14 protein-coding genes and 3 rRNA genes are annotated in these 19,497 nt (G+C 47.5%); 2 read left to right on the top strand and 15 right to left on the bottom strand.

Annotation, left to right across the window (positions count from 1 at the left end; all coding sequences use genetic code 11):
• Positions 1 to 23 precede the first annotated feature (23 nt).
• Complete coding sequence (locus NKT06_RS03155) at positions 24 to 2,366, bottom strand: heavy metal translocating P-type ATPase (RefSeq protein WP_253429789.1); 2,343 nt, start codon at positions 2,364 to 2,366, stop codon at positions 24 to 26.
• Between the two features lie 227 nt (positions 2,367 to 2,593).
• Here NKT06_RS03155 and NKT06_RS03150 point away from each other — a divergent pair, with 227 nt between their 5' ends.
• Positions 2,594 to 2,965, top strand: a complete 372-nt coding sequence (locus NKT06_RS03150) for an ArsR/SmtB family transcription factor (RefSeq protein WP_253429786.1) — start codon at positions 2,594 to 2,596, stop codon at positions 2,963 to 2,965.
• A gap of 151 nt (positions 2,966 to 3,116) precedes the next feature.
• Here NKT06_RS03150 and NKT06_RS03145 read toward each other — a convergent pair whose 3' ends face one another.
• The 10 genes from NKT06_RS03145 to NKT06_RS03100 form a co-directional block, all read right to left on the bottom strand.
• Positions 3,117 to 4,277 (bottom strand): AI-2E family transporter, encoded by a 1,161-nt coding sequence (locus tag NKT06_RS03145; protein ID WP_253429783.1) that lies wholly within the window; start codon positions 4,275 to 4,277, stop codon positions 3,117 to 3,119.
• A 313-nt stretch (positions 4,278 to 4,590) separates the two neighbouring features.
• Positions 4,591 to 5,625, bottom strand: coding sequence for an LLM class flavin-dependent oxidoreductase (locus NKT06_RS03140; protein WP_253429780.1), 1,035 nt, complete (start codon positions 5,623 to 5,625; stop codon positions 4,591 to 4,593).
• A 159-nt stretch (positions 5,626 to 5,784) separates the two neighbouring features.
• The gene (locus tag NKT06_RS03135) at positions 5,785 to 6,096 is read right to left on the bottom strand and encodes an ArsR/SmtB family transcription factor (protein WP_253429776.1); all 312 of its coding nucleotides are present in this window, start codon (positions 6,094 to 6,096) and stop codon (positions 5,785 to 5,787) included.
• Positions 6,097 to 6,210: 114 nt separating this feature from the next.
• On the bottom strand, positions 6,211 to 6,792 hold the full coding sequence (locus tag NKT06_RS03130) for an NAD(P)H-dependent oxidoreductase (protein WP_253429773.1): 582 nt from the start codon (positions 6,790 to 6,792) through the stop codon (positions 6,211 to 6,213).
• Between the two features lie 174 nt (positions 6,793 to 6,966).
• The gene (locus tag NKT06_RS03125; protein ID WP_253429770.1) at positions 6,967 to 7,389 is read right to left on the bottom strand and encodes a MarR family winged helix-turn-helix transcriptional regulator; all 423 of its coding nucleotides are present in this window, start codon (positions 7,387 to 7,389) and stop codon (positions 6,967 to 6,969) included.
• Positions 7,390 to 7,580: 191 nt separating this feature from the next.
• The gene (locus NKT06_RS03120) at positions 7,581 to 8,258 is read right to left on the bottom strand and encodes an NAD(P)H-dependent oxidoreductase (protein WP_253429768.1); all 678 of its coding nucleotides are present in this window, start codon (positions 8,256 to 8,258) and stop codon (positions 7,581 to 7,583) included.
• A gap of 215 nt (positions 8,259 to 8,473) precedes the next feature.
• Positions 8,474 to 8,932 carry a 2-thiouracil desulfurase family protein gene (locus NKT06_RS03115; protein WP_253429765.1) on the bottom strand — a complete coding sequence of 153 codons (459 nt, stop codon included), beginning with the start codon at positions 8,930 to 8,932 and terminating at the stop codon, positions 8,474 to 8,476.
• A gap of 58 nt (positions 8,933 to 8,990) precedes the next feature.
• A complete protein-coding gene (locus tag NKT06_RS03110; RefSeq protein WP_253429762.1) occupies positions 8,991 to 10,268 on the bottom strand; it encodes a hypothetical protein in 1,278 nt (425 codons plus the stop codon).
• A complete protein-coding gene (locus NKT06_RS03105; protein ID WP_253429759.1) occupies positions 10,265 to 10,843 on the bottom strand; it encodes an RNA polymerase sigma factor in 579 nt (192 codons plus the stop codon). Before NKT06_RS03105 ends, NKT06_RS03110 begins: the two co-directional genes overlap by 4 nt.
• A gap of 230 nt (positions 10,844 to 11,073) precedes the next feature.
• Entirely contained in the window at positions 11,074 to 11,808 is a 735-nt protein-coding gene (locus tag NKT06_RS03100; protein WP_253429755.1) for a class I SAM-dependent methyltransferase, read from the bottom strand.
• 162 nt (positions 11,809 to 11,970) lie between these two features.
• Here NKT06_RS03100 and NKT06_RS03095 point away from each other — a divergent pair, with 162 nt between their 5' ends.
• A complete protein-coding gene (locus NKT06_RS03095; RefSeq protein ID WP_253429752.1) occupies positions 11,971 to 13,326 on the top strand; it encodes an MATE family efflux transporter in 1,356 nt (451 codons plus the stop codon).
• 164 nt (positions 13,327 to 13,490) lie between these two features.
• On the opposite strand, the gene NKT06_RS03090 is transcribed toward NKT06_RS03095, so the two are convergent.
• The 4 genes from NKT06_RS03090 to NKT06_RS03075 form a co-directional block, all read right to left on the bottom strand.
• Positions 13,491 to 13,844: a FlxA-like family protein gene (locus tag NKT06_RS03090; protein ID WP_253429749.1), complete on the bottom strand. Its 354-nt coding sequence runs from the start codon at positions 13,842 to 13,844 to the stop codon at positions 13,491 to 13,493.
• A gap of 263 nt (positions 13,845 to 14,107) precedes the next feature.
• Positions 14,108 to 14,224, bottom strand: a 5S ribosomal RNA gene (rrf, locus tag NKT06_RS03085).
• 144 nt (positions 14,225 to 14,368) lie between these two features.
• Positions 14,369 to 17,294 (bottom strand): 23S ribosomal RNA (locus NKT06_RS03080).
• A 347-nt stretch (positions 17,295 to 17,641) separates the two neighbouring features.
• Positions 17,642 to 19,193, bottom strand: a 16S ribosomal RNA gene (locus tag NKT06_RS03075).
• Together the 16S, 23S and 5S rRNA genes form the textbook arrangement of a ribosomal RNA operon.
• Between the last annotated feature and the right edge of the window lie 304 nt (positions 19,194 to 19,497).

The following is a 19,497-nucleotide window of genomic DNA, read 5'->3' as shown; positions in this document are numbered from 1 at the left end:
GCCGCCTGGATCGTTTCGTAAACTTAGATATTCTTCACACGAAGTACACGCATGGCGTTCAGAACAGCCAGCACCGTGACACCGACATCCGAGAATACCGCTTCCCACATGGTAGCTATGCCGAACACACCGAGTAGCAGGAAGATCGCTTTAACCCCCAGAGCAAACGCGATATTTTGCCACACAATCATTCGTGTACGCTTTGCAATGCGGATTGCGCTCGCAAGTTTTGACGGTTCATCGGTCATGATGACCACATCAGCCGCTTCAATTGCGGCATCTGAACCGAGTCCACCCATCGCTACGCCAACGTCGGCGCGTGCCAGCACAGGTGTATCGTTGATGCCGTCACCGACAAACACCATTTTTTCCTTCGGAGATTTGGCAGCTTCCAGTTGCTCCAGTCGTTCGACTTTATCCTGTGGCAACAATTCAGCGTAGACCTCATCCACACCCAGCTCACGTCCTACCGCTTCACCTACGGCTTTGGCATCACCTGTCAGCATGACCGTTTTGCGGATGCCAAGTTTCTTCAGCGCCTGAATAGCAGCGGCTGCATCGTCCTTCACTTCATCGGCGATGATCAGATGACCAACATACGTGCCACCTTCAGCAAAGTGGACTATCGTTCCGGCCGTCTCTGGTGTGGTATAGGATATACCTGCCTGCTTCATTAATTTGGCGTTGCCTGCCAGCACTTCCCGACCATCCACACTTACCTTGATCCCGTGTCCGGCAACCTCATCATAACCTTCCACACCTTGCGTGGGAATGGCCTTGGCCCAAGCTGCGCGAATGGATTCGGCAATCGGGTGATTGGAATTTGCTTCGGCAATGGCTGCCAGCTTCATCAGTTCTTCTTCCGTGCGTCCACCTTCGGGATGAATGGCTGTTACTTTGAATACACCTTTGGTTAGTGTACCCGTTTTATCAAAAACAACGACTTTCACATCGTTCAATGCTTCAAGATAATTACTGCCTTTGACAAGAATCCCGTTACGTGAAGCCGCTCCGATACCACCGAAGAATCCAAGTGGAATGGAGACCACCAGCGCACAAGGACATGAAATAACCAGGAAGACCAATGCACGATAGATCCAGTCCGCAAATGTTGCACCACTAAGTATCAACGGTGGAACAAATGCAATCAGGGCTGCAAGGATCACAACAACCGGGGTATAATAACGGGCGAATTTACTAATAAAATGCTCTGTTTTTGCCTTCCGACTGCTCGCGTTCTGCACCAGATCCAAAATTTTAGATACCGTTGATTCACCAAATGTTTTGGTTACTTCAATCGTCAACAACCCGTTTTTGTTTACAAATCCACTTAGTACATCACTTCCGGGCTCCAGTTCACGAGGTAGTGATTCACCTGTCAGAGCAGAAGTGTCCACCATGGAACGCCCAGCTTGAACGATACCATCCAGCGGTACTCGCTCTCCTGCCTTCACGACAATACGATCACCGATCCGTACGTCTTCCGGAGATACACGACGTGTCTCGTCACCCGACCCCGTCAGAATATTCGCGTAGTCCGGGCGAATGTCCATCAGTGACTGAATCGACTTGCGTGACCGATTAACCGCCATGCCCTGAAACAGCTCTCCGAGCTGATAGAAGAGCATGACCGCTACCCCTTCCGGATACTCTCCAATGGCAAAGGCACCCAAGGTAGCGACGGACATGAGGAAGTATTCATCGAACACCTGACCGCGGATGATGTTTTTGGACGCCTGGAGCACGATATCTCCCCCGGCAATCAGATAAGCGAGTGCATATAGAGTGAACTGTGCCCAGCCCTCCAGCGGCGACCAGATCGCAGCTGCAAGCAACACAGAACCGGCAGCAAGACGAGCAAGCAACACTTTGGTCTGTCCTGCACCATGTTCATGCGAGTGGCCTGCATGGGCATCATCATGGGTATGGCTGTGATCGTGATTATGTCCAGCATGACTCCCGTGCTCGTGTGCGTGGCCCTGCGAATCTCCATGATCATGAGTATGCGAGTGATTGCCATGTGTATGTGAATGTCCGTGATCATGTCCGGCATGGTCATGAGCGTGTCCGTGTGAATCAGCCGCACTCCCTTCATGGGTCTGTACATGTCCGTTTACCTGTTTTCCTTTTTCCGAGATGCGAATATGAGGCTCCAGCCGAAGCACTTTGCGCTTCGCTTCTTCCACTACTTGTTCATCCATATCAGAAGTGGTGTGTAGCGATAATGTTTTGGTAACAAAATTGACAGAGCATTCGTTAATGCCCTTAATTTTTTTGACGCCATTCTCGATCTTTAATGCGCAGTTCGCACAGTCTAACCCATCAAGCAGAAGTTCCCTTTTCACCTGTTCCTGTCCGGTTCCCATGTGAATTCTCCCCTTTGCAGTCCAAAAACAATGTTATAACCCAACTACATTCAATATATGAGCATTCATTCATATGTTTAGATACCCCTATTATATGCACGCCTAAACATGAGTGTCAACAATCGTTGTTGATTTTTTATACAGACTATGCTAATAGTAATTATTTCGCTTTAGACGTTTTTTGGATATAATAGAACTACAGTTGTTAACATAGGCGGTGATAGGAAATGGAACAACCGGTTAAAGCACCAAGCGAATGTGATGCAGCCTGCTCAGGTACTGAAGCGGATGTAGAGAAGATTCGCACTTCACTCATAGATCGGGAGACCTCTTCCGAGATGGCAGATTGGTTCAAGGCATTCAGCGACCCAACCCGTCTACGTATTATTGATGCGCTGTTACAGAAGGAATTATGTGTTCATGACCTGACGGTTCTGCTCGACATGGGACAGTCGGCCATTTCACACCAGCTGCGTTCACTCCGCAACATGCGGATCGTCAAGCGGCGTAAGGAAGGCAAGACCGTGTATTACTCTCTGGATGATACTCATATTGAGCAGATTTTCCTGCAAACGCTCCAGCATATTAAACACAGCTAGGCAGCAGCCAAGCTTGTTCATGAAGAAGAACCCCCGCCTCTCGGCTATATGCCGATGGACGGGGGTTCTTCTTGGTAAGGGTACCGTTTTGTACAGAATACAAAGTGACTATTCCTTCTGATTACCGATCCATTGGAGCTTGCCACTTCGGTTACAACAGATTGTTCTTGTTTGGATCGTACAGGCCGGATCTGTCCTTAAACCAGTTGAAGATATGCGATACACATACTTTCAGCACTGCGTATCCTGGAACAGCGAGCAAAATGCCTACGACTCCAAACAGATTACCTGAAGTCAGGATGACAAAGATAATTGTAATGGGATGAATCTTCAGCGTTTTACCCATGATCTGTGGCGAGATGAATTTACCTTCGATTAACTGTACGATCGTCCATACGGCAACCATCTTCAACAGCATCACCGGCGAAGTGACGAGTGCCACGATTAACGCAGGTGTAATGGCAATTGCAGGTCCCAAATACGGAACAACACTTGTAAACGATGCGATAATTGCAAGAATCAGTGCATAATCCAAACCAATGACCATATAACCGATGTAGAGCAGAATACCGATGCAGAAGCTGACGATAATCTGTCCACGAATAAATGAACTGATCTGGTGATTGATATCTTCCAGCACATGCATTGCACCCGTACGACTCTTGATTGGCAGGAAAGACAGAATTTTGGTTGGAAGCTTCTTGCCGTCTTTCAGCAGATAGAACAGGATGAACGGGACGGTTACGATGGACAGCACGGTCTCAGTGAAAGCTCCGAGGAATCCGCCCAATTTGGTCCAGGTCGAGTTTAGAATTTCAGTAGCCTTCTGGGAGATGGTTCCCCACCAATCCTGAGAATTCAGATTCACCGTCTCCTGGACCTGACCGAACAGTTTACTGCCCGTAAGCTCCTCAAACTGCTGTTTTACCGTCTCGCTGTACGTTGGGAAATTTTCGATTAGCCCCACAATCTGGTTACGCACAACCGGAATGACCGCCAACACGACGACTGTCAGAATGCCTCCAATTGCAAGATACAAGATCAGAATGGACCAGCCGCGCTTAATTTTCCACCTCTCCATCACATCTACAATCGGATTCAACAGATAGTAGAGTATGCCTGACAGAATAATAGGTAACACAATGGTTTTGATGAGTACTGCGAGCGGATGAAGAACAAAGGATACTTTGGTCAGAACCATGACGTTCAGTCCCACTAACAGCAGAATTAGCAGAAATAGGACAAACTTGTTGTTAAGAAAAAATCGCTTGAACCGCTCCGGCCAAACGCGGGGTTGCTCAGGTTGCTCCATAGGCGTGTCGTCCTCTCTTATGTATCCTTAATCAATACTAAACTGTGAATCTAATAATTGCCTCTTACGTGAAAAAATAAAGTACCTTGTACAAGCCAACATATGTATAACACTCTGGATTTATACGTATGGTGCTGATTACCCGTTTCAAATTAAACCGGTAAAGTCATTTTACCCCAAAATGAATCTTCTGCCCCATACAAATCATTTGCAAATTTTCCCTACTCAAAAACGGCTCGCCTCACTCGGAGACGAACCGTAAATTTGGATCTATAGCTACTATTAAGCCAGCTTATATGGTGGAAATTTAAGATTAGGCTTTTCCCGCCAATTGCGCGATTAGCTCATAGGAATGCAGACGTGCCTTATGATCATAGATCATCGACGTAATAATCAGCTCATCTGCCTGCGTCTGCCGAATGAAGGATTCCAGCTGTCCACGTACGGTTTCTGGGGAACCATTAACAGCCGCCTTCAGCGTCTGCTCCACACCAGCTTTCTCACGGTCCGTCCACTTGCCTTCCATCTCTGCTGGAGGCTGTACCAATCCCGTTGTGCCGCGGATAATGTTCAAGAACTGCTGTTGCATCGTTGTACCCAGCCATGCTGCTTCCTCATCTGTATCTGCAACAACAGCATTAACCCCAACAATCACATGCGGCTCCTTTAAGTGATCAGATGGTTGGAAATTGTTTCGATACGTTTCCAGTGCAATCCGGGTGTAATCCGGCGAGAAGTGGCTGGCAAAAGCAAACGGCAATCCCAGCTGACCTGCCAGACGTGCGCTGAAATCACTGGACCCCAACAGGTAGATTGGAATATTCAATCCTTCTCCAGGAACTGCGCGAACAGGCGCATGATAGGATGTCGCCGATGCATCAAAGTATGCTCTGAGCTCTGCGAGCAGCTCCGGGAAATCTTCCCCACTGTTCAGATCTTTGCGTAACGCAAGCGATGTACGGCGGTCACTGCCTGGTGCACGACCCAGTCCCAGGTCAATTCTGCCAGGATACAGGGATTCCAGTGTACCGAACTGCTCAGCGATGACAAGCGGTGCATGGTTGGGTAACATGATACCTCCTGAACCAAGACGAATCGTCTTGGTCCCACCAGCCAGATATCCAATAACAACCGAAGTTGCAGATGAAGCAATACCCGGCATGTTGTGATGTTCAGCTACCCAGTAACGATGATACCCCCAACGCTCGGCATGCTGTGCCAGATCCAGGCTGTTGCGCAAAGCATCAGCAGGTGTTGCACCTACAACGACGGGAGCCAGATCCAGGATGGAAAGCTTAACGTCATTAATATGTTCTTTATGGGATGAAGCCGTATTTTCTGTAGTCATTATCGTTTAATCTCCTCGATGATTATATTTTTGTATATCCAGATATATAGATTAATTAAATCGCAACCGGATAAGGTGATGTGTTCATAAACTAGCCGTTTACATCCGGACGGAATCCCTGCCTGCATATGCATCCTAGCTTCCGTTCCGGCATCCGGCTTATAACTCGTTCTGCACGTACTCGGCAAACTGACGAATCGTCTCTTCGTTGCGCCGATAATACGTCCATTGTCCTCTTCGCTCGGAGAGCAGTAACCCTGCCTTGAGCATGGTCAGCAGGTAACTGGATATAACCGACTGAGCCAGTCCAGCCTTCAATTGAATCGTGCCGACACAGATTCCGTTCTTGCCACCATCCGGATGATGGGACAGTTCCAGCGGTGAAAAGTGTTGCTCCGGATTTTTGAGCCACAGCAAGATTTGTCTACGTGTCTCGTTCGATAATGCTTTGAATATAAGTATAGGTTCCATGGGTACGATTATACCCCCTTTCATCCATTTTGCAAACACATGAACAAACAAACCGACTCATGATCGAGTCGGTTTGGAATCATATGGAATCCGTATCTGGAATCAACATCCATATTAGAATTTGGTTTTAATCGTTTGTTTAACCTGATCCAACATGGCTTGATATGCGGGTGCATCCAGATATCCAATACTTCCGAAGAGCAGATGATCTACGGCTTCAATGCCTACAAAATCGAAGATACCTACGTCTGAAGTTAATTTCAATCCGGTGGTCATGCCAATCTGATCATAAATTTCACTTGGTGTACCATGTGTGTTGATGATGAGTCCTTTTTTGCCTGTCAGTAATTTCTCGATTCCCGCTTCACCCGCTGCATATGCAAAACCATAGGCGAATACACGGTCAACATATCCTTTCATAATGGCAGGAAGACCTGTCCACCAGATCGGATAGATGAATGTAATGGCTTCTGTGTCCGTAACAAACTGTTGCTCTGTCGCGATATCCTGTGGTGTCTGTCCTGCGCGCATGGAAGCTGTATCGGCTTCAGTCAGTACGGGTTGGAATCCAAGCTTATATAAGTCACGAACAACCACTTCATGACCTTGAGCTTCGAGAGCTTCTACAGCAGTATTGAGGATTGCATTATTAAGGCTGTCTGTGCGTGGGTGAGCATATACGATAAGATGTTTCATAGTGTGAATCCCTCCATGTTTGGTTTGAGTATGGTTGCGAAAATGGCGTTACATTGATACGCCTGATACGTTCCATATACATAGACATCTATGTATATGGTCAAAAAATATTTGGGCTCCCCTGCCTCCACCCCATTCGAATGTGGAAGGGTTGCAGACAGAAGAGTTCATTCATTATAACTTTCGGACAATAATGGACAGCAAGCTCTCCAATTGCTCCGATTGTTCATCGGACAAGCCACTATAGATGATGTCATTAATCTGCTCTGATACCTGATGGAAGATCGGTTCGAGTCGTTTCCCCTGTTCGGTAAGGCGAATCATCGTCACCCGGCTATCTTCGGCACTCTTGCTACGTTCAACATAGCCGAGCTTCTCCAGCTTGTTGACCAGTACCGTTACCGTTGGTTGCGTGCGTTGAACACGTTCAGCCAACATCTTGATCGACAGCGTCTCTTCACGGTACAAGAACATCAACACATCCCCATGAGAAGGTACAATGCCTGTCACTTCATGCTGTTCTAATTCGTGTACAATCCGTCTGTTAACATGATCCCTGATTCTTGCAATCAGTGCAATTGCGTTGTATTTTGGCATGATCTCATTATACATAGACATCTATGTATTTTCAAGTTCTTTTTTATAAAAAGAAAAACAGCCCTTTCCATCCTTTTAACATGTGGAAATTTCGGGCTGTTTCGATCCTGCCTTGATCCTGTTCTATAATGTTAGATCTTAGATCATCGTTTTTGGATTCATGTTGGATTCATGTTGAATTTATGCTGTATTCAGTTAATCCATTGGGTAATTTTCTCAACGGATTGTCGGGACTTCTCACGCGTGGGCTCCTCTACCCGATAACCGAAGGCTGCCATCACCGAGACGTCCCATGCACCATCCTCCAGCAAACCCTCTTCTTCCATAATCCGATGGACATCCTCACGGCTGAAACCTTCAATTGGGCAGGAATCAATCTCGATCTGAGCTGCCGCCGTCATCATGTTACCAAGTGCAATATACGTTTGTTTGGATGCCCAGTCGAATAATGATCGTGGATTCTCCAGAATTCTCTGGTTATTTTGGAACTTTCCATAAGCCTGACTTGTTAGCTCAAATACGTCATCCGGCATTCCTTTTGTTTCCTTCAGCATGTACTCCGCATAGGGAGAATTATAACTGGCATCGGACCGGGCCAAAATAACAACAAAATAGCTTGCTGTAGCCAGTTGCTTTTGAGCGCCGGAAGAGAATTCGGACAAACGCTTACGCAGGTTCGGATTTTGTACAATCAGAAACTTCCACGGTTCAAGACCAATGGAACTTGGAGATAATCGGCCTGTTTCCAATATAAATTGGAAATCCTCATCCGAGATTTTGCGGGTATCATCAAATATCTTCGTTGCATGCCGGAAATGATAAGCCTTTAAGATGTCTTCCTTTTTCTTTGACTTTGCTGTAACTTCCATGGAGCTCCACGTCCTTTTTTATATTTTTTATGTTGAATCGTTAGTCTCTATTTTTGGATTTACTTAAGTATTAGTTTAGAATCTATATCCTAAAATGAAAAGTACGCACATTGTTGTTCCTCAGTTTCCAAAAGTAACTATTGTGTCCTAACAAGGAAATAGCCGTTGCTGGATCATAAATCTTCTCCTAGACGGCATATTTTCACACATGAAGTTTACAGTTGCTCCATCCATTCATTTTCAGAAATAACGGTATATCCTTCTTGTCGCAGCAATGCTGAGGTGACACCCTCTCCAGCAATCTTGTGGTTGGCAAAATTCCCATCATAGATCATCTGTGTACCACAGGACGGACTGAACTCCTTCAATACCACACACGATACATTCAATTCTCGTGCCCATTCGAGTGTCTGATAGGCTCCCTTGATATAAAGGTCTGTGACATCCATGCCACTTTTCTCGATCACTTTTGCAGTGCCTGCCAGCACATCCCTGCCCGTGCCACCGATAATTTCAGCCGGTTCCCGTGGGGTGGAGAATCCACCAAGCAGCTCCGGACATACCATCTTAGCCTGCTCCTTCTCCACAAGCTCCTGAATTTTCTTATCCAGGCTCGCTGTTCCATTGTAACGGCAAGCTACCCCCGCCAGACATGAACTCACCAAATATTTCATCGTTATCTCCTTATGCTCATTCCATCTATGAAATAAATTGTAACATAAAGATCAAGCCCTATAACCCGCCTCTGGTAATCATCGTAATTTTTATATCTTCATTGTAACGAACCTGTATAACATCCTTCGTGGACTCTAGTTCAAATATGGCAAGCCCCGGATTATCAACTTCCCTATGAAGAGTGTATCCTTGGAGATCAACGTTAAATACCTGTTTAATCATCGCCCCTACCTGCTCCCTGAGGATTGACTCCTTTACGTCATAAATCTCCTGATGATACGCTTCTACTTCGTCCCAATTAGTAAAATCATTTCGATATAAGTTCTCCCCAATTACAGAGTAAACTTTAGTTTCTTCTCCTACAATCATTTGAACTAAATAATGATCATTGAAACTAAGATTAATTATATCTCTCCCAATTTCATCATCTTTGGAACGACTTACACCCCTAAGTTTTAGAGATGTTTCACCGAATACTGCCTTAACGGCATCCTCGGCATCCGCCAATACTGAATGAGATACCTGATCAGGACTAAGATCGCCTGAAATGGATACGGCTTGGTCCTGCTGCCATACAATCTCCCCATAATTACTCTCATTCACTAATGTTAATGTCGTATGCGATATCGGCTCCGATTCCCCTTGCTTCATACTCACATAACGTTGTACTGCTACAGGTTTAAGCGTTGGAGCAGTACCTATACTTTGCAAAAGCGATGGAACTTGACGCAGATAACGGTGTTCCAACTCGCTTGGCTGCATCTCACGTCTCATCTGTACTTCTCGCAGATTGCCTGTTGCCGCATCGAGCCATATCTGTGCGTACTCCTTCTCACTTTCATTTCCAGCCTCTACATAGATTCTTCCGGACACAGGCAAGTCTTCCACTTTCGTAATCTTCAGCTGTTTACCCAGATCGTCTCGCATCGTAGTCACAACATTTCTTTTCATTTTGTCCGTTAACAGATCTATGCTCAGATGATCAGATAACTGCAATGCTGCTGTAGGATAGACCTGCTCGATCACGGGTTTCACCAGCTTTCCCTCATCCCAGATCCATAGGAACAATCCAGCAGCAATAACCAAAGCACTCATGCCTACAGCAAGGGGCCCTCTTCTAAGGCGACGCTTGTGTGACACGTTGCCTACTTGCGGACTAAACGGTCTGGGCGACCTATAACTTTGCTCCAAACCATCTCCCAGACTCCCCTCCTCCGACTTCTTCATCCACTCCAGCTGTTGAAGCACATTCTGCTTGTGATCCTCTGTAAAAGGAGACGACGCAAACGGTCCCTTCCGGATTTCCTTTTCCCATTGCTCATCCTTTTGTCTCATTTGCTTCGCTCCTCCCAATGTTTCCGTACCTTGTCCTTACCTCGGGAAAGTCTGGATTTTACTGTGCCTGAGCTGATTTTCAACATCTCAGCAATCTCACTCGTCGTAAGCTCATACTTCAGATTCAGCAAAAGAATCTCCCTGAACTTCTTCGGCAACGCCAGAACAATATCCCAGATTTCATGGACATGCTCCTTACGTATCACTTCCATCTCGGCCGAAGGATGTGCAGGCCGCTCTGCAATCATGACTCTTTGGTTCGAATCCCCACGCTCTGTCTCAATGGGTAACGTCTCTCCCCACAGACTGCTACGAAAGAATCTGGATTTTCGATATGTAAAAGTGGTGTTCCTAGTAATCGTCAACAGCCATGTTTTCAGTGAGCAATCTCCACGATAATGAGCGATCCCCGAGTATGCCCGAATAAATACCTCCTGTGACAATTCATCTGCCTGTTCGGCACTTTTGGTCAGAAAATAAGCGTAATTCCACACGTCATTTCCGTAGTCATCCATCATGCTGCTAAGTGTGTAATTGTCTATGGTCTGAGCCTGTGCCAGTAATTGATCATTCAACTGTTGTTCACCTCACTTAATATGACTGAATCTACTGTGGTTTGGTTCCCTGTTTTGGACATTATTTCTTATTATTGTAGCAAAATAAAAAAGCAGCATGTTCAATATCACTGAACACACTGATTCCTTCAGGTTTGCTTAGTTAGAAATCTCTATCAGAAAACTTTTAGGCGGACGCTCCACTTCCACAGTTTCTTTCTGCCCTCTAATCTAACGTAGCATTTTCATCGTTATACTTTAACCGCAGCAATCATCAGAAACATCGGTCGCCGATTCTCGTCTGACATGCCAGGAACCTGTTCAATCATCTCCGGTGATGGTTTGGATTCAGCCACCTGCTCAATGGCAAACCCGGCCTTAATGAGTTCATTCATATGTGATGCCAGTGTACGATGATATTTGACCACATCCTGATTCAGAAAGTTCGCCACGCGCTTGCCTTCATCGTGGTAATCATCCACGGGCCAATGCAGAATCTCACCTTCGGGTCCATAATGCCAATCCTGCGCAGCGCGAGCGGTGAAGATGGGATGTTCAGATGAAAGGACAAACGTGCCACCTTCTACGAGACAATCATTGATCTTAGCATACACCGTATCTAACCGTTCAATATAATGCAAAGCCAGTGAACTAATCACAACATCGAATTGTCCGGGTTCAAAATCAATATCTTCAATCGCCAGTTGCTCGTACTGGATCTGTGGATCTTCCGTCATTTCACGAGCACGCTGAAGCATATTTTCAGACAGATCTACACCGATTACTGAACTCGCTTGTTGCTCGCGCGCATACCGGCAATGCCAACCAAAACCACATCCCAAATCCAGCACACGCTTGTCTTTCAAATCCGGCAGAAGGGTCTGCAGCTCATGCCACTCTCCGGCTGCCTCCAGCCCTTGAACAGAACGAGCCATTTTACTGTAATTATCAAAAAATTCGGATTCATCGTATTTATTTTGTTTCATCAAGAGATTCCTCCCGCCTTATAAATATCAACCTACTCTACCACATAAACGATATTCAAACGCAAAAGTTGCCAAGAGAATTCAAGCCGTGTTATCATACAGAACGAACGTTCAGTATTTTTTTATACAGAATGAACATTCAGTTTACTAACGGAGGTCAATATGAACACGAATTGGACGCATCCATTGGAAGGTCAAACTGTAGGTAAAGCTTTTATAAGTTACCTTGTGCCTTCCGTATTGGGGATGCTGGTAGTTGCTTTTAATTTTATAATCGATGGCATTATGGTTGGACACAAACTGGGCTCTACCGCGATGGCCGGGATCGGCATTGCCTCTCCTGTCTATACGCTTTTTGTTGCCATGTCACTGTGGATTGGCATGGGCGGGGCGACCTTGTACTCTAACGCGATGGGTAGAAAAGATAAAAACACAGCCAAACAAATTTTTACCAAATCCATTATGCTCATTATGCTCGTTACGATGGCTATTGGTTATACTGCATTTACGTTCAAAGACAAACTCGTATACTCCCTCGGTGCTAACGCCGAGACCTTCCCGTTTGCTTCAGACTACATGAATATCATGTTGTTGTTCGGATTTGTCTTTACCATTGAGAATGCACTCTCTGTTTTTGTTCGGAACGACGGGAATCCCAACACATCCATGTACGCTCAGATTACCTTTGCTGTGGCCAATATCTTCATTAATTATGTAACATTGTATGTACTCGAATGGGGTGTACGTGGGGTGGCCATCGGTACCATCGTATCGGCTTCGCTTGCGCTGCTTGTCCTGTTCACTCACTTTTTCAAAAAAACAAATAATCTCACGTTCACCCGGTTCAAATGGAACAATAAACTGCTGGCTTCCCTTCTACTTATTGGTTTCCCCAGCTTTCTGGCTGAACTCGGCATGTCGGTCTTCTCTGTCTCTCACAATATCTCCATGGACCGCATTGCGGGTACGAATGGTGTAGCATCCTTTACCGTGTTGAACTACATTCATGGTGTTGTATTGTTGGCTTTCCTGGGTCTCGCATCCGCTGCCCAACCTCTGATAAGCTATTATCACGGTGCCAATCAGGTTACACGGGTACAACAAACGATACGTTTAGCCACCAAAACGGCTCTGGCATGCGGTTTACTGTTACTGCTTGTTGTTCAAATCGGTGCACCTTATTTCGTGCAAATCTTTGGAAACTTCAGTAGCGGCGTAAAGGATAATGCCGTATACGGATTACGTATATTTACATTTGCCTACGTATTTATGGGTGTTAATTTTGTCATGAGCACCTATTTCCAATCTGTAGGTAATGCCCAAATGGCCATCTGGATTACAGCTGCACGTGAGATGATCATCATGATTGCATTGATTGCAGTCCTCCCTTCCTTCTTTGGTGTAACGGGTGTATGGCTTGCCGTACCGCTGTCCGAAATGCTGGTTCTCGCAACTATAGCCGTGTATTATAGAAAACGATCCCTTACGGATCGAATAAACGCGTTGCAGGCTGAATAACGTTATTAGATGAGTTGACGGCATTAGATGGAAGATAAATGGAACGTAGATAGCATGTAGGCAGACCTCATAAATAATCTAACAAAGCAATAAACAAGCTCTGCCCGATCCATAAAGATCGGGCAGAGCTTTGTTATGTTTTGTCCTATACTAGATGTTAGCAGTTAGATACGTATATCGAATCGGCCATTGCTGTCTGTCGTTGCGTTCGCAATTTCCTTAGGGGTAGCTACGCCCTTTCCATTGGTTGAAGGTTGGGCAGTTGGCGTCTCCTTAGCAACAGCTGTACCGGCTCCTTGAGAGCTTTGCTGTGCAATCTGCGCCTCAATCTGCTTGATCTGCTGTTCAAGCTGTTTGGTCTTTGTCTCCTTAGTCCTTTCATCGTCCTTGCTGGACTGGACTTTCTCCAGTTGAGCCTCAAGCTTCGTCTTTTGTTTCTCTAAACTACTTGAATTGTCCGAACTCGAAGATGTCGATATGTAAGATGTTGTGGAGCTGGCTGCAGAAGATATATTCATTATGGTTCTCCTCCTCTTTACATGGCTTCACTATACCCCATCCCACTGAAACATACGTTAAATTCAACTGAAAGGTTGCTGAAGGAAGCCATGAGGGTCCGGAATTCAAACAGATGAAAATACATATAGCAGCTTTAATCAATAGTCAGTCTAATCATACAGTGTAGATCCTGGTGCACTCTGATCTGTAAAGTTAGTTGTTTCCCGGTGTAAACTAAAAACAAAAAAGACACACTCGATATCATCAAGTGTGTCTTTAGATTGCTTGGCGGCGTCCTACTCTCCCAGGACCCTGCGGTCCAAGTACCATCGGCGCTAGAGGGCTTAACGGTCGTGTTCGGGATGGGTACGTGTGGAACCCCTCCGCCATCGCCACCAAACGCGATTTGTCGAAGCAAAGCTTCTTGAAATCAGATATGGAACTGAAAATCATACACACGTTCTGTGATGTACCAATTTTCATTTCAGAGATCATTCTCTGAAAACTAGATTCGAAACGAAACATGCGAACTATCACTTGCAAATTGGATAAGCCCTCGACCGATTAGTACTGGTCAGCTCCATGCATTGCTGCACTTCCACCCCCAGCCTATCTACCTCGTCGTCTTCAAGGGGTCTTACATACTGGGAAATCTCATCTTGAGGGGGGCTTCACGCTTAGATGCTTTCAGCGTTTATCCCGTCCGTACATAGCTACCCAGCGGTGCTCCTGGCGGAACAACTGGTACACCAGCGGTACGTCCATCCCGGTCCTCTCGTACTAAGGACAGCTCCTCTCAAATTTCCTACGCCCACGACAGATAGGGACCGAACTGTCTCACGACGTTCTGAACCCAGCTCGCGTACCGCTTTAATGGGCGAACAGCCCAACCCTTGGGACCTACTTCAGCCCCAGGATGCGATGAGCCGACATCGAGGTGCCAAACCTCCCCGTCGATGTGGACTCTTGGGGGAGATAAGCCTGTTATCCCCAGGGTAGCTTTTATCCGTTGAGCGATGGCCCTTCCATGCGGTACCACCGGATCACTAAGCCCGACTTTCGTCCCTGCTCGACTTGTAGGTCTCGCAGTCAAGCTCCCTTATGCCTTTGCACTCTTCGAATGATTTCCAACCATTCTGAGGGAACCTTTGGGCGCCTCCGTTACTCTTTAGGAGGCGACCGCCCCAGTCAAACTGCCCACCTGACACTGTCCCCGCACCGGATTACGGTACCAGGTTAGAACCTAGATACGATCAGGGTGGTATCCCAACGTTGCCTCCACAGAAGCTTGCGCTCCTGCTTCAAAGGCTCCCACCTATCCTGTACAGATCGTACCCAAATTCAATATCAAGCTGCAGTAAAGCTCCATGGGGTCTTTCCGTCTTGTCGCGGGTAACCTGCATCTTCACAGGTATTAAAATTTCACCGGATCTCTCGTTGAGACAGCGCCCAAGTCGTTACGCCATTCGTGCGGGTCAGAATTTACCTGACAAGGAATTTCGCTACCTTAGGACCGTTATAGTTACGGCCGCCGTTTACTGGGGCTTCGGTTCACAGCTTCGGATTGCTCCTAACCACTCCCCTTAACCTTCCAGCACCGGGCAGGCGTCAGCCCGTATACTTCGCCTTACGGCTTCGCACAGACCTGTGTTTTTGCTAAACAGTCGCTTGGGCCTTTTCACTGCGGCCCCCTCGTGCTATTCACACTACCGGGGCACCCCTTCTCCCGAAGTTACGGGGTCATTTTGCCGAGTTCCTTAACGAGAGTTCTTCCGCGCGCCTTAGAATACTCTTCTCGCCTACCTGTGTCGGTTTGCGGTACGGGCACCTTCACCTGGCTAGAGGCTTTTCTTGGCAGTGTGAGATCATGACCTTCGCTACTACAATTTTCGCTCCCCATCACAGCTCAGCCTTACGATGTGCGGATTTGCCTACACATCAGCCTCACTGCTTAGACGGACATCCATCAGTCCGCGTCACTACCCTACTGCGTCCCCCCATTGCTCATAACGGCTTACGGTGGTACAGGAATTTCGACCTGTTGTCCTTCGACTACGCCTTTCGGCCTCGCCTTAGGTCCCGACTTACCCTGAGCGGACGAGCCTTCCTCAGGAACCCTTAGGCTTTCGGCGGATCAGATTCTCACTGATCTTTTCGTTACTCATACCGGCATTCTCACTTGTATAATGTCCAGCGCTCCTTACGGTACACCTTCAACCCTTATACAACGCTCCCCTACCCCTGATGCAAAGCATCAAGCCATAGCTTCGGTGGTGTGTTTAGCCCCGTTACATTTTCGGCGCAGAGTCACTCGACCAGTGAGCTATTACGCACTCTTTCAATGGTGGCTGCTTCTAAGCCAACATCCTGGTTGTCTGTGCAACTCCACATCCTTTCCCACTTAACACACACTTGGGGACCTTAGCTGATGGTCTGGGCTGTTTCCCTTTTGACAATGGATCTTAGCACTCACTGTCTGACTCCCGGAAGTAAGTCTATGGCATTCGGAGTTTGACTGAGCTTGGTAACCCTTGCGGGCCCCGCACCCAATCAGTGCTCTACCTCCACGACTCTGTTTTCCGAGGCTAGCCCTAAAGCTATTTCGGGGAGAACCAGCTATCTCCGAGTTCGATTGGAATTTCTCCGCTACCCCCACCTCATCCCCGCACTTTTCAACGTGCGTGGGTTCGGGCCTCCAGTGCGTGTTACCGCACCTTCACCCTGGACAGGGGTAGATCACCCGGTTTCGGGTCTACGTCCACGTACTACATCGCCCTATTCAGACTCGCTTTCGCTGCGGCTCCGGCTCTTCACCTTAACCTTGCACGGGAACGTAACTCGCCGGTTCATTCTACAAAAGGCACGCCATCACCCCTAAAACGGGCTCTGACTTTTTGTAAGCACACGGTTTCAGGTTCTATTTCACTCCCCTTCCGGGGTGCTTTTCACCTTTCCCTCACGGTACTGCTTCACTATCGGTCGCTAGGAAGTATTTAGCCTTGGCAGATGGTCCTGCCGGATTCATACGGGGTTTCACGTGCCCCGCACTACTCGGGATCCGTCTCGGAGGGAACAGACTTTCAACTACAGGGCTTTTACCTTCTTTGGCGGGCCTTTCCAGACCTCTTCGCTTAACCGGTTCCTTTGTAACTCCATGTGAGACGTCCCACAACCCCAAAGAGCAAGCTCTCTGGTTTGGGCTTCTCCGCGTTCGCTCGCCGCTACTGACGGAATCACTATTGTTTTCTCTTCCTCAGGGTACTTAGATGTTTCAGTTCCCCTGGTATGCCTCTACATAACCTATGTATTCAGTTATGAGTAACTGGAAATTACCCCAGCTGGGTTTCCCCATTCGGACACCCCCGGATCAAAGCTTGCTTACAGCTCCCCGAGGCAGTTTCGTTGTTCGCCACGTCCTTCATCGGCTCCTAGCGCCTAGGCATCCTCCGTGTGCTCTTAGTAGCTTAACCAAATTGCTCCGGTTTCGATCGCTCGCTTCCCTTGTTTTGGACTACGTCCAAAGCCAAAAGTCGCTCCCACTCGATACCATCGCAAAAGCAATTATCTACCTTATAAACACTTCACTTGTTTGCACAAGATCAGCTTAAAGGAATGTTCTAATTCGCATTTACTTTCGTTTCGATATCTAGTTTTCAAAGAACAAGCTCCATGCAAAAGCAAGCTGTTTGAGAGTTTGAGCTCTCAAAACTGAGCAACGAGTGAGTTAAAAGCTTTACGAAGTAAAGCTCGCTTCGGAAGCATGCTTCCTGAAGACTTGTATTTGAATGTTTCCGTTACAGGAAACGATTCTCCATAGAAAGGAGGTGATCCAGCCGCACCTTCCGATACGGCTACCTTGTTACGACTTCACCCCAATCATCTATCCCACCTTCGGCGGCTGGCTCCTTGCGGTTACCCCACCGACTTCGGGTGTTATAAACTCTCGTGGTGTGACGGGCGGTGTGTACAAGACCCGGGAACGTATTCACCGCGGCATGCTGATCCGCGATTACTAGCAATTCCGACTTCATGCAGGCGAGTTGCAGCCTGCAATCCGAACTGAGACCGGCTTTTTAGGATTCGTTCCACCTCGCGGCTTCACAGCCCGTTGTACCGGCCATTGTAGTACGTGTGTAGCCCAGGTCATAAGGGGCATGATGATTTGACGTCATCCCCACCTTCCTCCGGTTTGTCACCGGCAGTCACCTTAGAGTGCCCACCCGAAGTGCTGGCAACTAAGATCAAGGGTTGCGCTCGTTGCGGGACTTAACCCAACATCTCACGACACGAGCTGACGACAACCATGCACCACCTGTCTCCTCTGTCCCGAAGGAAAGAACCATCTCTGATTCGATCAGAGGGATGTCAAGACCTGGTAAGGTTCTTCGCGTTGCTTCGAATTAAACCACATACTCCACTGCTTGTGCGGGTCCCCGTCAATTCCTTTGAGTTTCAGTCTTGCGACCGTACTCCCCAGGCGGAGTGCTTAATGTGTTAACTTCGGCACCAAGGGTATCGAAACCCCTAACACCTAGCACTCATCGTTTACGGCGTGGACTACCAGGGTATCTAATCCTGTTTGCTCCCCACGCTTTCGCGCCTCAGCGTCAGTTACAGCCCAGAGAGTCGCCTTCGCCACTGGTGTTCCTCCACATATCTACGCATTTCACCGCTACACGTGGAATTCCACTCTCCTCTTCTGCACTCAAGTCACCCAGTTTCCAGTGCGATCCGGGGTTGAGCCCCGGGATTAAACACCAGACTTAAATGACCGCCTGCGCGCGCTTTACGCCCAATAATTCCGGACAACGCTTGCCCCCTACGTATTACCGCGGCTGCTGGCACGTAGTTAGCCGGGGCTTTCTTCTCAGGTACCGTCACCTTGAGAGCAGTTACTCTCCCAAGCGTTCTTCCCTGGCAACAGAGCTTTACGATCCGAAAACCTTCATCACTCACGCGGCATTGCTCCGTCAGGCTTTCGCCCATTGCGGAAGATTCCCTACTGCTGCCTCCCGTAGGAGTCTGGGCCGTGTCTCAGTCCCAGTGTGGCCGATCACCCTCTCAGGTCGGCTACGCATCGTCGCCTTGGTGAGCCGTTACCCCACCAACTAGCTAATGCGCCGCAGGCCCATCCCCAAGTGACAGATTGCTCCGTCTTTCCAGTTTCCTTCAGGCGAAGAAAACAACTATTCGGTATTAGCTACCGTTTCCGGTAGTTGTCCCAAACTTGAGGGCAGGTTGCCTACGTGTTACTCACCCGTCCGCCGCTAACCATCAGAGAAGCAAGCTTCTCTTCAAGTCCGCTCGACTTGCATGTATTAGGCATGCCGCCAGCGTTCGTCCTGAGCCAGGATCAAACTCTCCAATAAAGTATTGAAAAGAGCGATAAGCTCATTTTGAATCTGACGAGATTAAAAATCTCATTTATGCTCCAGTCGATCCAAGCCAAGGCTTGCTTCGACCTTTCGCGTTCATTCTGCAAGCAGAATGTTTACTCACTCGTTGTTCAGTTTTCAAAGATCAAACTTGTTTTGCTACCGAATGTCGTTCTCTTCAGCAACTCTTATATAATATCATGTCCGAACCAACTTTGCAAGCTCTTTTTTTAAGTTTCTTTCGAAGCTTATTTCATTCGCTTGCCGCACCGTGTATCTCGTGTTTTTTTGGCCGGAA

The organism is Paenibacillus sp. 1781tsa1, assembly GCF_024159265.1.
Lineage (GTDB): Bacteria > Bacillota > Bacilli > Paenibacillales > Paenibacillaceae > Paenibacillus.
Note: the sequence above shows the minus strand (reverse complement) of the source record. Positions and strands in the feature narration are given on the sequence as shown.